Source organism: Nocardia sp. MH4 (assembly GCF_019266065.1).
In the GTDB taxonomy this organism is placed as follows: domain Bacteria; phylum Actinomycetota; class Actinomycetes; order Mycobacteriales; family Mycobacteriaceae; genus Nocardia; species Nocardia canadensis.
The window spans coordinates 1-14,419 of sequence record NZ_LPNR01000028.1 but is presented as its reverse complement, the minus strand read 5'-3'; the positions used below and the strand labels follow the sequence as shown (position 1 = coordinate 14,419).

At 68.7% G+C, this 14,419-nt stretch carries 14 protein-coding genes; 8 read left to right on the top strand and 6 right to left on the bottom strand.

Translation table 11 applies throughout. The features are described from left to right. The first annotated feature begins 141 nt into the window (after positions 1-141). Complete coding sequence (locus tag ATM97_RS00955; RefSeq protein ID WP_218715996.1) at positions 142-1,140, top strand: alpha/beta hydrolase family protein; 999 nt, start codon at positions 142-144, stop codon at positions 1,138-1,140. 77 nt (positions 1,141-1,217) lie between these two features. Here ATM97_RS00955 and ATM97_RS00950 read toward each other — a convergent pair whose 3' ends face one another. Continuing rightward, positions 1,218-2,549 (bottom strand): acetyl-CoA C-acetyltransferase, encoded by a 1,332-nt coding sequence (locus ATM97_RS00950; protein WP_218715995.1) that lies wholly within the window; start codon positions 2,547-2,549, stop codon positions 1,218-1,220. A gap of 171 nt (positions 2,550-2,720) precedes the next feature. On the opposite strand from ATM97_RS00950, the gene ATM97_RS00945 reads away from it, so the two are divergent. The 4 genes from ATM97_RS00945 to ATM97_RS00930 all read left to right on the top strand — a co-directional run bounded on the left by ATM97_RS00945 (position 2,721) and on the right by ATM97_RS00930 (position 7,762). Next, the gene (locus ATM97_RS00945; protein WP_218715994.1) at positions 2,721-4,076 is read left to right on the top strand and encodes a 3-oxoacyl-ACP reductase; all 1,356 of its coding nucleotides are present in this window, start codon (positions 2,721-2,723) and stop codon (positions 4,074-4,076) included. Further along, positions 4,076-4,945: a MaoC/PaaZ C-terminal domain-containing protein gene (locus ATM97_RS00940; protein ID WP_218715993.1), complete on the top strand. Its 870-nt coding sequence runs from the start codon at positions 4,076-4,078 to the stop codon at positions 4,943-4,945. The genes ATM97_RS00945 and ATM97_RS00940 overlap by 1 nt, the downstream gene beginning before the upstream one ends. Before the next feature lie 535 nt (positions 4,946-5,480). Further along, the gene (locus ATM97_RS00935; RefSeq protein ID WP_218715992.1) at positions 5,481-5,969 is read left to right on the top strand and encodes a hypothetical protein; all 489 of its coding nucleotides are present in this window, start codon (positions 5,481-5,483) and stop codon (positions 5,967-5,969) included. 191 nt (positions 5,970-6,160) lie between these two features. Further along, positions 6,161-7,762, top strand: a complete 1,602-nt coding sequence (locus ATM97_RS00930) for a hypothetical protein (RefSeq protein ID WP_218715991.1) — start codon at positions 6,161-6,163, stop codon at positions 7,760-7,762. A 63-nt stretch (positions 7,763-7,825) separates the two neighbouring features. On the opposite strand, the gene ATM97_RS00925 is transcribed toward ATM97_RS00930, so the two are convergent. Next, positions 7,826-8,416, bottom strand: a complete 591-nt coding sequence (locus ATM97_RS00925; protein ID WP_218715990.1) for a cysteine hydrolase family protein — start codon at positions 8,414-8,416, stop codon at positions 7,826-7,828. Positions 8,417-8,513: 97 nt separating this feature from the next. Here ATM97_RS00925 and ATM97_RS00920 point away from each other — a divergent pair, with 97 nt between their 5' ends. Together ATM97_RS00920 and ATM97_RS00915 are read left to right on the top strand one after the other, a co-directional pair. Next, on the top strand, positions 8,514-9,494 hold the full coding sequence (locus ATM97_RS00920) for a DJ-1/PfpI family protein (RefSeq protein WP_308248322.1): 981 nt from the start codon (positions 8,514-8,516) through the stop codon (positions 9,492-9,494). A gap of 171 nt (positions 9,495-9,665) precedes the next feature. Then, positions 9,666-9,929: a hypothetical protein gene (locus ATM97_RS00915; RefSeq protein WP_218715989.1), complete on the top strand. Its 264-nt coding sequence runs from the start codon at positions 9,666-9,668 to the stop codon at positions 9,927-9,929. Positions 9,930-10,184: 255 nt separating this feature from the next. On the opposite strand, the gene ATM97_RS00910 is transcribed toward ATM97_RS00915, so the two are convergent. From ATM97_RS00910 to ATM97_RS00900, 3 genes are all read right to left on the bottom strand, one after another. Beyond that, on the bottom strand, positions 10,185-10,898 hold the full coding sequence (locus ATM97_RS00910; RefSeq protein ID WP_218715988.1) for a helix-turn-helix domain-containing protein: 714 nt from the start codon (positions 10,896-10,898) through the stop codon (positions 10,185-10,187). Between the two features lie 125 nt (positions 10,899-11,023). Continuing rightward, on the bottom strand, positions 11,024-12,367 hold the full coding sequence (locus ATM97_RS00905; RefSeq protein WP_218715987.1) for an FAD-binding oxidoreductase: 1,344 nt from the start codon (positions 12,365-12,367) through the stop codon (positions 11,024-11,026). Further along, the gene (locus ATM97_RS00900; RefSeq protein WP_218715986.1) at positions 12,364-12,696 is read right to left on the bottom strand and encodes a Rid family hydrolase; all 333 of its coding nucleotides are present in this window, start codon (positions 12,694-12,696) and stop codon (positions 12,364-12,366) included. Before ATM97_RS00900 ends, ATM97_RS00905 begins: the two co-directional genes overlap by 4 nt. A gap of 114 nt (positions 12,697-12,810) precedes the next feature. Between ATM97_RS00900 and ATM97_RS00895 the strand changes: the two genes are divergently transcribed. Continuing rightward, on the top strand, positions 12,811-13,944 hold the full coding sequence (locus ATM97_RS00895; protein WP_218715985.1) for a helix-turn-helix transcriptional regulator: 1,134 nt from the start codon (positions 12,811-12,813) through the stop codon (positions 13,942-13,944). A 177-nt stretch (positions 13,945-14,121) separates the two neighbouring features. Here ATM97_RS00895 and ATM97_RS00890 read toward each other — a convergent pair. Beyond that, the coding region (locus tag ATM97_RS00890; protein WP_218715984.1) for an acyl-CoA dehydrogenase C-terminal domain-containing protein at positions 14,122-14,419 on the bottom strand (298 nt) is incomplete at its 5' end.

Sequence of the window (14,419 nt, the reverse complement as noted above, 5' to 3'; positions counted from 1 at the left end):
CGGCTCGCTCAGCGACGTCATCTCCGACGTGCTGCGCAATCTGATCGGTAGCTGATCGCGTAGCACCTGGTCGCCGGGACGGTCTCGCGCTGCCGTCCCGGCGCTCTGGGTTCGCCACCGCCCCATCTGTAGTGAGGATTCATGTTCGTGTTCACCCGTTCCCGTGCGGTCGCGGTGTCGGCCATGGCGCTGGTGCTGCTCTCGGTCGCCTCCGTCGGCACCGCGGGCGCCGACGGTTCCCGGCTCGACCACATCGAGCGGCCCGGGCAACGGCAGCAGACGCTGCATGTGTACTCGGCGGCCATGGACCGGGTGATCCCGCTGCAGGTCATCACCGCGCACGACACCAGCGTCCCGCGGCCGACGCTGTACCTGCTCAACGGCGCCGGCGGCGGTGAGGACCGGGCGAACTGGTACAACCAGACCGATATCGTGCAGTTCTTCGCCGACAAGAACGTCAACGTGGTCACGCCCGCCGCGGGCAAGTTCTCCTACTACACCGACTGGCAGCGCGACGATCCCAAACTCGGCCGCAACAAGTGGCAGACCTTCCTGACCGAGGAGTTGCCGCCGATCATCGACGACACGTTGCACACCAGCGGCGTCAATGCCATTGCCGGACTGTCGATGTCGGCCACCGCGGTGCTGAACCTGGCCATCGCGGCACCCGATCGCTACCGCGCCGTCGGCGCCTACAGCGGCTGCGCCCAGGTCGCCGACCCGATCGGGCGCGCCTACGTCGACGTGGTCTTCGCCCGCGCCGGTGCCGATCCCGCCAATATGTGGGGCGCCCCCGGCGACCCCGCCTGGCAGGCCAACGACCCGTACCTCAACGCGGAACGCCTGCGCGGCAAGGCCATCTACCTCTCCAGCGCGACCGGCCTGCCCGGCGTCGCCGAAACCCTCCCGGCCGGCGCGAACCCCGGCAAGGTCATCGGCATGACCGACCAGATCCTGCTCGGCGGCGCCATCGAGGCCGCGGCCAACCTCTGCACCCAGCGGCTGGCGGCCCGCCTCCAGGAACTGAACATCCCCGCCCAGACCGAATTCCGGGCCGCGGGCACCCACACCTGGAAGTACTGGGAACAGGATCTGCACAACTCCTGGCCGATGATCGCCGAAGCGATCGGCGCGTCCTGACCGCCGCCGCGGAATGAGCGACGGCGGGTGGTTTCCGATTCCGGAAACCACCCGCCGTCGTCGTCCTCGGTCCGGGACTAGCGCTCGATGATCGCCACGACGCCCTGGCCGCCCGCGGCGCAGATGGAGATCAGCGCGCGGCCGGAGCCCTTCTCCGCCAGCATCTTCGCGGTGGAGGCCACGATGCGGCCGCCGGTGGCGGCGAACGGGTGGCCCGCGGCGAGCGAGGAGCCGTTGACGTTGAGCTTGTTGCGGTCGATCGAGCCGAGCGCGCCGTCCAGGCCCAGCCGCTCCTTGCAGTAGGCGTCGGACTCCCACGCGGCCAGCGTGGAGAGCACCACGGAGGCGAAGGCCTCGTGGATCTCGTAGTAGTCGAAGTCCTGCAGGGTCAGGCCGTTGCGGGCCAGCAGGCGCGGCACCGCGTAGGTGGGCGCCATCAGCAGGCCGTCGGGGCCGTGGATGTAGTCCACCGAGGCGACCTCGGAGTCCACCAGATGCGCGAGCACCGGCAGGTTGCGCTGCGCGGCCCACTCCTCGCTCGACAGCAGCACCGCCGAGGCGCCGTCGGTCAGCGGGGTCGAGTTGCCCGCGGTCATGGTGGCGTCGCCCAGTTTGGTGCCGAAGACCGGCTTCAGGGTGGCCAGCTTCTCCACGGTCGAGCCGGGACGCAGGTTGTCGTCGCGGGTCAGGCCCAGGAACGGGGTGATCAGGTCGTCGAAGAAGCCACGGTCGTAGGCGGCGGCCATGTTCTTGTGCGAGAGGTAGGCCAGCTCGTCCTGCGCCTCGCGGGCGATGCCGAACTCCTTGGCGGTGATGGCGGCGTGCTCACCCATCGACAGCCCGGTCCGCGGCTCGGCGTTGCGCGGGATCTCGATGCCCAGCATCGACGGCCGCAGCTGGCCGACCAGCTTGAGCCGGTCCTTGTTGGTCTTGGCGCGGTTGGCGGTGAGCATCCACTCCCGCATGTCCTCGCTGACGCCGATCGGCGCGTCGGAGGTGGTGTCGGCGCCGCCGCCGATGCCCGACTCGATCCGGCCGAGGGCGATCGCGTCGCCGACGGTGACGATCGACTGCAGGCCGGTGCCACAGGCGAGCTGCAGGTCGTGGGCCGGGGTGTAGGGCGAGAGCTTGGAGCCGAGCACGCTCTCCCGGATCAGGCTGTGCTCGCCGACGCGCTTGAGCACCGCGCCGCCGACGACCATGCCGAGGCGCTCGCCCTGCAGGCCGAATCGGCTGACCAGCCCGTCCAGGGTGGCGGTGAACATGTCCTGGTTGGACGCGTGCGCGTAGGCCTTGTCGGAGCGAGCGAACGGGATGCGGTTACCACCAACGATCGCGACCGGGCGCTGGGTCTTCGCGGTCTTGGCGGTGTTGGCCTTGGCCGTCGCCGAGCGGGCTTTGCTTGTCACTCGAGTTCTCCATGGTCTCGTCGGTTCCGGGTACGCCGGGCGTATCGGTTTACATTAAACTTACTCTGGAGTAAGTTCGTTGTCGACACCGTACCCGCAAATGTGAGCCAACACGGGGGACACTGGGCGAGCACGGTCATTCACACGTCGAGCACAGAGAAGGTAGGAACAGTGGCAGCCAAGAGCAAGGGTGCACCCAACCTCTACGGATCCTTCATCCACTCCGCCCCCGGCGCGTTCCTGGCGAGCAAGCTGGGCCTGCCCCAGCCGGCGGAGCTGCGCCGCTACAAGGCCGGCGAGCCCGCGCTGCCCGGCCCGGTCCTGCTGGGCGGCAAGGGTCGGCTCGCCGAGCCGGTCCGCGCGCTGCTCTCGGACTACACCGTCGCGGATTCGCTCGACTCGGGCACCAAGTACGGCGCCCTGGTGTTCGACGCCACCGGCATCGACTCCATCGACAAGCTCTCGCAGCTGTTCGAATTCTTCCAGCCCGCGATGCGCAACCTCGCACCTTCGGGGCGTGTCGTGGTCATCGGCACCACGCCGGAACTGGTCGGCTCGGTCGACGAGCAGATCGCCCAGCGCGCGCTCGAGGGCTTCACCCGCTCGGTCGCCAAGGAACTACTGCGCGGCGCCACCGGCCAGCTCGTCTACGTGCACCCCGAGGCGGGCGCGGCCGCGACCGGCCTCGAGTCCACCCTGCGCTTCCTGCTCTCGGGCAAGTCGGCCTTCGTCGACGGCCAGGTCATCCGGGTCGGCAAGGCCGATTCCGTCGCTCCGGCCAGCTGGGACAAGCCGCTGGCCGGCAAGGTCGCCGTCGTGACCGGTGCCGCCCGCGGCATCGGCGCCACCATCGCCGAGGTCTTCGCGCGTGACGGCGCCACCGTCATCGTCGCCGACATCCCCGCCGCCGGCGAGGCCCTGTCCGAGACCGCGAACAAGGTCGGCGGCACCGCCCTGGCCCTCGACGTCACCGCCCCCGACGCCGCCGAGCGGCTCGCCGAGTTCGCCACCGAGCGTTTCGGCGGCATCGACATCGTCGTGCACAACGCGGGCATCACCCGCGACAAGCTGCTCGCCAACATGGACGAGGGCCGCTGGAACTCGGTCATCAACGTCAATCTCGCTGCCCCGCACCGCATCACCTCCGGCCTGGTGGCCAAGGGCGTGCTCAAGGAGGGCGGCCGCGTGATCGACGTGTCCTCCATCGCCGGCATCGCGGGCAACCGCGGCCAGACCAACTACGGCGCCTCCAAGGCCGGTGTCATCGGCATGGTCGACGCCGAGGCCCCGCTGCTGTCGGAGAAGGGCATCACCATCAACGCGGTGGCCCCCGGCTTCATCGAGACCGCGATGACCGCCGCTATCCCGGTCGGCACCCGTGAGGCCGGTCGCCTGATGAGCTCGCTGCTGCAGGGTGGCCAGACCGTCGACGTCGCCGAGACCATCGCCTACTTCGCCAGCCCGGCGTCGAACGCGGTGAGCGGCAACGTGGTTCGCGTCTGCGGACAGAGCCTGATCGGCGCCTGATGACCCAGACGATCACCCTCTCCGAGGTTCCGAAGAACGGCGGCCTGTACGCGAAAGCGGCGCTGGGCGCCGTCCCGCTGCCCGCCCCGCTGTCGGGTCGCAAGCCCACGCTGCCCGACCGCCGCGTCGTCCTGGACGGCTTCCGGGTCGACCCGGATCACCTGGCCGCGTACTGCCACGCGACGGGCCTGCGTTTCAGCGACACCCTGCCGCTGACGTACCCGTTCATCCTGGCGTTCCCGCTGGCGATGCAGCTCGTCGTCGCGCGGGACTTCCCGTTCAGCGCGGTCGGCGCGGTGCATTTCGAGAATGTCATCGAGCGCACCAGGGAGATCTCGGTCGCGGAGCCGCTCGATTTCGCGGCGCACATCGAGAACCTGCGGGAACACCCGAAGGGCCTGCTGGTCGACGCGATCACCGAGATCCGCGTCGGCCGGGAGCTGGTCTGGCGGCAGGTAACCACCTTCCTGCACCAGCAGCGCACGTCCCTGTCGGGCGGCCCGAAGTCGGCCCCGCCCGCCGACGTGGTCCCCCCGCCGCCGCTGCGCGTGCAGCGCGTCGATCAGAAGATGATCAACCGCTACGCCGCCGCCTCGGGCGATCACAACCCGATCCACGTCTCCGGCATCGGCGCCAAGGCCATGGGCTTCCCGAAGACCATCGCCCACGGCATGTGGTCGGCCGCGAACATCCTCGGCACCATCGAGGGCCGCATCCCCGAGAAGACCACCTACACGGTCAAATTCGGCAAGCCGGTCTTCCTGCCGTCGTCGGTCAACATCTACGCCGAGCAGGTCGGTTCCGGCTGGGACCTCTCCATGCTCAACCCCAAGAAGGGCTACCCCCACCTCACCGCGACCCTGCGCTGAGTTCCGGGACTCGACGGGCCGCACCTCCTTTCGGAGGTGCGGCCCGTCGGCGTATCCACAACTCACGGCTGTTGAAACACCGACTGGTTCGGAAACCGATGAGCCGGATCGGACCGATCGAATCCATCGTTACGTGAATTCGCTGTGAGATTACTCATTTCCACGGTTCACGTTCGCTGATTGATTGCGGCACAACATGATCAAGCAACATTTGGTCTACCGACCGGTGCTTTCTTCTCCGAGCTAAAAAATTGCCTCACCCCCGCTGGGCGGGCGATTCGGTGTTGCCATGATGCCAACATTTCGGTCCGGAAATTCCGGCTATCCTCCGGCATCCGAACAGCCCGCTGCCCCGATATTCGCGCATTCCCGTGCCCGGAAACGCGTGTTAGAACTGCTGTGCCCAGCCTGCGGGGCGGGCGAACCCGGGATGTTGGACTCCCCGATCGGGCGGCGATCCTGCGGCCGCCCAGCGCATTTCACCTGATGATCCGTTGGCTCGAAGTGGTGTGGAGGAAGCGTTGTGAAGAAATCGATGGCTATCGCGATGGCGACGGCGGCCTGGTCGCTGATGGTGGTCCCCGGCCTGGCCGGCGCCGACACCGGTAGCGGCTCGACCGGCAGCGGTGTGCTCGACACCGGCAGTGGCATTCTCGGCGACCTGCTCGACACGGGCAGCGGCATCCTCGGTGGCAGCTCGGGCGGTTCGTCGGACAGCGTGCAACCCTGCAACCGCTCGACCGAGTCCGGCGGAGCGGGCGTCACCACCACCGTGCACCAGCTCGGCGTGGCGGGCCCGACCGCCTTCGTCCTGTCCTACGAAACCCTCAACATCCCCGACCGGATCCAGGTCTACTACGAGGGCGGTCAGGTGCTCGACACCGGCTACCTCGGCGACAACCTCAACCAGGGCACCGGTTCCGCCGTCGTCTCCCTCCCCGCGGGCAGCGCCACCACGGTGACCGTGAAGGTCAGCGGCCCCGACGACACCCGGTGGGAGTACACGGTCAACTGCCCGTCCTAGCGACATGCGAGAGACGAGCGGTCCGGGATCTCCCGGGCCGCTCGTTTCGTCTTCACCGGGTGAACGAATCGCCACGCCGCCGAGCACGGGAAATCGGGTCGAGATCGTCGAGGCCGCGAGAGGGGTGTCCGTTTGTGTGGATGGGTGGCAGGCCCTACTGTCCCGACTGGTCCACACGCGATGTGTGCCGAATGATCGTCGGATGGGGGAGTGCCATGTCGGCACCACAGTCGTTCACCTCGGGTCAGGAGATGATGGACACGGGCGGCGGGGCTATCGGTGGCTCGGCTACCTCGAGCGTGCGAGAAGCGCCCACCGGACGTGAGCGGTTCGCGGCGGTGTGGGTTTTCCTCGCCGCCTGGCTCGCCTACGCCACGGTTCTGCTGGTCAGCAGTCGGGACCTGTTCACCCGGGTGGTGGCCGAGGAAGGGGATGGGGCGACCATCTCGATCCAGGTGCTGGCCGCCAAGGATTTCGAGCTTCTCGTCGGCAACTACTCCCGGGTCGGGTTCCATCATCCCGGGCCCGCGCTCATCTACGTGCACGCGTTGGGTGAGTGGCTCTTCTACGATGTGCTGCGGTTGGTGCCGTCTCCGTGGAATGGGCAGGCGATCGCCATCCTGCTGTTCAACGCGGCGATGGTGGCGTCGGCGTTGAGTATCGTCTACGCCTGGTACCCGTCGTGGAGGCTCGTCGCCGGACTCGGCGGGGTGAGTGTGTTGTTCCTCGCCGGTTATCCGGGGCTGCTCAGTGGCATCGGGCTTCCCTATGTGTATTTCGCACCGTTTCTCCTCTTCCTGGTCGCGGTGTCGTCGGTGGTGGCCGGGCGTACCGGACATCTTTGGGCCGGGGCGCTCGCCGGTGGGTTGCTCATCCATGGACACGCGGAATTCCTGTTCTTCGTGTCGCTGTTGGGTGGAGCGGGGCTGTACCTGGTGTGGCGATGCAAACTTGCTGTCGCCGAGAAGGATTGGTGGCTTTTCGGGGGGATCGCGGCGTTGTTCGCCTTCCCGATCGTGCTCAATACCATCGTGAATTTCCCCGGTGAACTCCCGAAGTACGTCGGCTATGGCGGCGGGCACGGGATCCATATGCCGTGGACCGCGGTGTCCTACACGGTGCAGTTCTGGGGGCCGAACCGTCTTCTCGGCGTCGCGATCCTCGTCGCGCTCTTCGTTCTCGTCAGGCTGGTGGCACGCGGCGAGAAATTCCTGACCTGTGGCCTGTCCGTCTGCGCTGCGGCTGTCGCGCTGATGGCGGCCTACGCGATGATCGGCATTGATCAGATCAACGAGGCCTACATCGGCTACTTCTCGTACGCGATCCCCCTGTTCATGTTCATGCTTCTCCTGGTCGGTCTCGCCCAGCGGATCGGCCGGCTGAAAGGCGCTGCTGTCGGCCTGCTGGTCGTGGGGCTGGTGGTGAGTGGGATGACGAACTCGCTGACCAATCGGCGACCCGAGATGGGCGGCGTGCCCGCGACTGTGGCGGCGATGGCGGAGGTGGCCGGAGATCGGTCGATCGTTCTGGAACGGCGACCGCACGAAGCGTGGGCCGAGGTGGTCGCGCTCGTCCTGAGCGGGGCCCGGAGCGGTATTCGGGTTTGCGCGGACGACGCCGCGAGGATGGAACTGCTGGTCACCGCCGCATTCGTCTGCACCCCCGCCGAATTGGCCACCGGCGCCCGTTTCACGGTGACGAGAAAGGACGCCGGTGTACCCGTCGGACGGGTCGTCGGCGAGATGGGTCTGCCGGACGGCAAGCAGCAGAGCTGGGTGACAGCCGAGGGCTGAGGACCCTCGCGGGTCTCCCCGCCTCGCCGAGCAGGCCGAGGCCGTCGCCCTGGCCCGCACCTGTCAGCGCAGGGCTGAGCTCGAGTCGACAACCACGGCGTAGAGATCGGCGAGGGTGGCCAAGGCGCTCTGGTGGAGTTGGTCGGCCGGGACTTCACCGGTGGCGGTGGGCAGGGGCCGGGTGGCGCAGGCGTCGGCGACGACCGTGGGTTTGTTGCCACGGAGGAAGGCGCCCTCGGTGGTGAAGGTGACGCACATGTGGGTCATGAAGCCGGCGATGACGACATTGTCGTGGCCCGCCGCGTCGACGAGGTCGCCGAGATCGGTGCCGACGAAGGCGTTGGGAACGGTTTTGACGACGACCTTCTCGTCGGCGGTGGGGGCGACCGCGGGGTGGATGCCGCCGATGTCGGCGGTGATGTCGTAGGGGGTGCCTTCGCCGCCGTCGTTGATGACGTGGATGACCGTCGCGCCGGATTCGCGTGCCTTGGTGAGCAATTCGGCGGCGGCGTCGAGGGCGGCCTTCCAGTCGGTCAGCTCCATGACGCCCTGGGTATAGGTGTTCTGGTAGTCGACCAGGATCAGGGTGGACTCGGCCAGCGTGGCCGGGGTCTCGTCGAAACCGTTGAGCTGGCGGAGGGTGGTCGAAGCCATCGGAAAGCCTTCCTATCGGGGACGAAGTCCACGCTAGGGAGCTCCGGAGATGTCGGCAATGTCATGTAACCTGCAGATTCGGACATGGAGGTGTGGAGTGGTCGATCGGCTCGTGGTGATCGTGCTGTTCGATCGGGTCGACCTGCTCGATGTCACCGGGCCGCCGGAGGTGTTCTCGCTGTTGCAGCGGGAGATGGACGAGCCGACCGGGTACCAGGTGGTGCTGGCGGCCGCGACGATGGCGCCGGTCACCACGTCGGCGGGGGTTCGGGTGCTGCCGGATGTGACCTTCGCCGAGGTCGCGGCGCGGCGCGTCGACACGGTGGTCGTGCCGGGTGCGGTGGAGACCGACAGCAGCAGGCGGGTGCGGGCGCTGGTCGATCCCGGGGTCGTCGACGCGGTGACGACGCTGGCGAAGCGGGCGCGCCGGGTGGCGTCGGTATGCGTCGGCGCGCATATTCTCGCGGCCGCGGGACTGCTCGACGGCAGACGCGCCACCACCCACTGGTCGACCGCGCAGCAGCTCGCGGCCGAGCATCCCGAGATCGAGGTGGACGCCGACCCGATCTACATCCGCGACGAGCACATCTGGACCGGAGCGGGTCTCACCGCCTGCCTCGATCTGACGCTGGCGCTGGTGGCCGACGATTTCGGCGACGAGCTGGCATTGCGGGTGGCCCGGCAATTGGTGATGTATTTGAAAAGGCCCAGCGGGCAGAGTCAATTCAGTGTTTCGCTCGAGCCGGTATCGACCACACGACGCATCGACGATATCCGGCACTACATCACCGGAAATATCGGAAAGCCGCTCACCGTCACCGGTCTCGCCGAGCGGGCGCATGTGAGCGAGCGACAGCTCACCCGGATCTTCCGCGCCGAACTCGGCATGACGCCGGCCGCCTACCTCGAATCGGCGCGGGTGGAAGTGGCCCGGCACCGGTTGGAAACGACCGACGACACCCTCCAACGTGTCGCCGCCACTTGTGGTTTCAATACCGTGGATACGCTGACCCGAGCGTTTCGCCGGCGGCTGGACACCACCCCGACCGAGTATCGCCACAGATTCCGGATCGGCTGACGAGGTCCTCGCCGGAACTGGTGCTCGCGAACTCTAACAGCGGGCGGTCGCCGGGCGACACGATTGTCTTGCCCCCATTTCATCGGTCTGCCGGGTGATGTTGTGCCGCTGTTAGACATCTCGTGTGACGGAAACGTAGTCCGTCGTAATATGAACAATGAGGGGTTCACAATGAGCAAGATTCGTGTCTTCGGTGTGGCGATGGCGGCCGCGGCGGGCATCGCGGTGCTCGGCGCCGGTGCGGCGAACGCGGAGGAGCCGGCGCCCAGCGCCGGGTCCGCCGACCTGACCGCTCTGCTCGGCGCGCTGACCAGCGGATCGTCGGAGACCGAGGAGGTCGTCGAGGAGGAGCCGGGCACCGGGTCGGCCGAGGGTCTCGCCGCGCTGCTGGCCCAGCTGACCAGCGGTTCGGCCGGCGAGACGCCCGCGGAGTAGTCGCGACCGGGTGACCTGGCCGTCGCACAGTGGGGCCGCGCTTCCTGTGACGATGAGTTCTTCTCACGTTCATTTGAATTATGTTTCGCGTAATTCTGTCGTGATAGGAACTCAGTATTCGTCTAGAAGGAGAAAATATGTTCGACAGCCTGGTCCAGATCCTGCCCATCCTCCTCGCGTTTGCCAGCGGGTCGGCGGCCTGAGCTACCTGGGATTTCACGGCGCCCGTCGGATTCGACGGGCGCCGTTTTCCGGCTACCGGGCGGGGATCAGCCGGTAGAGCCACCACGGTCGGGTCGGGAAGGCCGGGTCGTAGATGCGCAGCAGCATCCGGCGTTCGATGCCGGTACTGCGTTCCCGGATTCGCAGGTGGCGCCGCGCGATGTCCTGGGGGCGCACGTCGCTGGTCCAGATGGGGTCCCAATCGGGGGACTGACCGCAGGACTCGGTGATCGCGGTGACCCGCTGGGTCGGCGCGAGCGGAGCGAGCATGCGGAAGGCGTGCACCAGCAGCTGGGCCTCGGTGGTCCAGTCGATGAACACCTTCTTGGCGATCGGGTCGAGGAACATCCATTCGAGCACGTTCACCCCGGCGCCGAGCCCGGGGAACAGCCGCTGGTACTCGGCGTTCGCGGCGAGCATGTCCATGGTGGGGAAACGCTGCAAGCACGCCGGATGCGTGAGGCTGGCCAGGTCGGTCAGATCCTCCGCCGTCGGCGCGGCCGGTGGGGTGCCGGAATCCAGTGCGGGCAAGCCGAGTACGAGGATGTGCTTGCGATACCACAGCGGCACATCAAGGGAATCGAAAAGCCGCTGGAGCATGGGGGAATTCGGTACCAGCGCACCCGATTCGATCTGGCTGATCAGTAGCGGCGCCATCTGCGCCCGCGCGGCCAGCTCGGTCCGCGCGAGGCCCGCCGCCATTCGGCGCTCCCGCAAATACACACTGAGCGCGGTACTTTCACCCATCACGACCCCCGAGCCTCACCCCGACCGCCGGCAATTCCCAGGGTACGCCGGGTTCGGAGACGGAGATCAGAAAAACAGGTCACGAGTGATGCCGCGCGAACCCCTCGTCCGCGCGGCATCGCCGGCTACTGCCCGACGGCGTGCGCGGCCACCCAGGTCCGGGCCGGATCGTAGGTGTCGCGGATGTGCTGGAGCCGTTGCCATGCGGTGGCGTCGAAGGCGGTGGCCGGGTCGATCACGCGGTCGGCGAAGTTCAGGAACGACGTCTCGGCGGCCCACGGCCGCAGGGCGGCGACGACGCCGGTGGTGACGGTCTCGCCGAGCGCGGCGAGCTCCTGCGTCGGCGCGGGCGACACCGCGAACAGGGCGTACGCGCCGGCCAGGTGCGACAGCGCGGCGTCCTGGGGACGGGCGAGCGCGCCGCCGAGATGACGGAGTTCGGCGAACATCAGCGGGGTCTGCACGCCCGGGCCCGCCACCGCGAGCAGGGCCTCGACCGCTTCCTGCGGAAGGTGTGTGAGCAGGGCGTGATCGCTCACCGCGGGGGTCGGGCCGGGCGGGTCCATGTGCACGTCGAGCAGCGCGGCGGTCGGGATGCGGCCGAAGGTGTCGAGTTCGGGGGCCAGCGCGCGCAGCGGGGCGAGCAGTTCGGCGGCGCGGTCGTCGTCTTCGAGCACGGCGCCGTCGATCACCACCAGGCTGCGCCCGGACAGGAACGGCGGCAGTTCGGGCAGCGGGGGAAACCGCATGAGCCGCACCGAGGTGGTGACCGATTCGGGGAGCGTGGCGGTCCAGTCCCGCCACGCGGACAGCACCTCGGGCGCGCGCTCGATGTCCCACAGCAGCATGCCCGCGACGACGTCGGCGAGCGGGAGCAGGTCGAGCTCGATCGCCACCACGACGCCGAAGCTGCCGCCGCCACCGCGCACCGCCCAGAACAGGTCGGGGTGCTCCTCGGCGCTCGCCCGCACCAGCGATCCGTCGGCCGTGACCAGGTCGATCGCGCGCACGGCGGAGCTCGCCAGACCGTGCTCGCGACCGTAGAAGGACAGGCCGCCGCCGAGCAGATACCCCGCGACCGCGACATCGCCCGCGCTGCCGTGCAGGGCGGTGAGTCCGTGCGGTGCCGTCGCCGCGAGCACGTCGCGCCACAGCGTGCCGCCGATGACCCTGGCGCGCCGGGCGATCGGATCGACGGTGACGCCGGTGAGTTCGTGCAGCCGGAGCAGGACCGCGTCGTCGAGCCCGGCCACGGCGGCGGCGCCGTGCCCGGTGCTCTGCGGCGCGATCCGCAGGCCGAGACCGGTGGCGGCCCGGACGAGGTCGACGACCTCGTCGATCGTGTGCGGCACCGCGACGGCGGCGGGCCGCTGCCGGACGGCGAAGTTCCACGGGGTGGCTGCCGCGTCGTAGCCGGGGTCGCCGGGCACGAGCGCGAGGTCGCGCAGGGCGGTCGTGGTCGGGTTCATGGACGGTCCTTCGGGTCGGGAGAAGTGGGGATCACCTGCGCGCTGAGCTCGACGAGCGTGCCGGGGAGCGCGAGGTGCGCGACATCGATGAGGTCGACCGGCACGGGTGCGCCGTCGAGCCATTCCGCGACGAGGTCGGCGAGATCGGCGGCGTCGGCGGGAGCGCGGGCGCGGACCCGCAGACGCACGATCGATGACGCCTCCAGCCCGCGCGCGGCCAGCGCCGCCTCGAGCCGCTCGAACGCCAGGCACAGCTGTGCGGCGGCGTCCTCGGCGTGCACGAGGCGGCCCGACTCGTCGACCGAGGTCGTCTCGAGGATGATGGTCACGCGGTCCAGATTCGCGCGTTCGCCCTGGTCGGGGCCATCCCAGCCGGGCGGGGAATCGGGTATCCCAGCCGTCTGGGATATGGCGGCCTATGGTCTGCGGCGCATACTGAGGGCATGCGTAGCCGGCTTGTTCCCGAGCGCGTGCGGAGCGATCTGGATGTGCTCTCGCGTGCCGGTCTCGACCTCGACGAATTCCTGGTCGAGGCGACCGACGCGGTGCGCCGGGCGGTACCGGCGGTGGCCGCGTGCGTCGGCACGCACGACCCGGCGACGATGATGCTCACCAGCGCGCGCAAGTACGGGTCGCTGGTCGCGGCGAACGAGCACGACCGGCTGTTCGGCCTCATCGAGTACGGCACCGAGGACGCGACGTCGTTCCGCTCGCTCGCGGTCTCCGAGCGGCGCGCGATCGGCATGCACGCGGCCATGGGCGACGACATCGAACGCTGCGAACGGATGTCCCGGCTGATGCGCCCGATCTACGGTTTCGCCGACGAGGCGCGGCTGGTGTTCCGGGACGGTTCGGGGGCGTGGGGGTGCCTGGCGCTGTTCCGCGGCAGCGACGACCCCAAGTTCACCGACGACGAGGTCGACTATCTCGCCTCGCTGTCCGGCTCGTTCGCCCGTGGCGTGCGCGCGGGCGTGCTGACCCGGCTCGCCGACGCGCCCGAGCTGGGCGCGGAGACCGCCGGTCCCGCCGTCGTCATCGTCGACGCGAACGACGAGGTGGCCCAGATCAGCCTCGGCGCCGAGGAGCGGTTCGCACAGCTGCGGTCGTCGGTGCACAGCGGCGACCCGCTGAGCCTGGTGATCTCGTTGGTCAGCGCCGCGCGGCGAATGCTCGCCACGCCCGGCGCCGCGATGCCGAGGGCCCGTGTGCGGACGGCGTCCGGGGTGTGGCTGGTGCTGTACGCGTCGCCGCTGGCCGGGCCCGACGGCGCGGTGGGCGATGTCGTCGTCACCATCGAGGAGGCGCGGCCGCCGGAGATCGTCACCCTGGTCGTCGCCGCCTTCGGGCTGACCCCGCGCGAACACGACGTCACCCGGTTCGTCCTCCAGGGTGTGGAGACCAAGGAGATCGCCGCGGCCCTGCACGTCTCGGCCTACACCGTCCAGGACCACCTCAAGTCGATCTTCGAGAAGGCGGGCGTCCGCAGCCGCCGCGAACTCATCGCTCGCGTGTACTTCGACCAGTACGTCCCCCGCATGGGCGCCGAAGTCGGCCCCTCGGGCTGGTTCGCCCAGTAGTCCCTGGAAACGCGAACGTCCCGGAGTCGGCAGACTCCGGGACGTTCGACTGGTCTCGCGAGAAAACATGGGTAACTCACCGGGAACCGGCTAACTCCCCACGCCACTTCCCACCGGCCGCGTATCAGGCCGAAGACTCACCTGAGTGCGGCCTGATACGCGGAGAGGCGGAACAGCTCAGAAGGCGGCCTCGTCCAGTTCCATGATGTCGTTGTCCAGGTTGGCCAGGATCGCGCGGGTGGCGGTCAGCTCCGGCAGGACGTTGCGGGCGAAGAACTGCGCCGAGGCGACCTTGCCGGTGTAGAAGGCGACGTCGGAGCCGGTGGCGCCGTTGTCCAGGGCCGCGAGGGCGATCTCGGCCTGCTGCAGCAGCTGCCAGCCGATGAACAGGTCGCCGACGGCCATCAGGAAGCGGACCGAACCCAGGCCGACCTTGTACAGCTCGGTCGGCTGCTCCTGGGCGCCCATCAGGTGG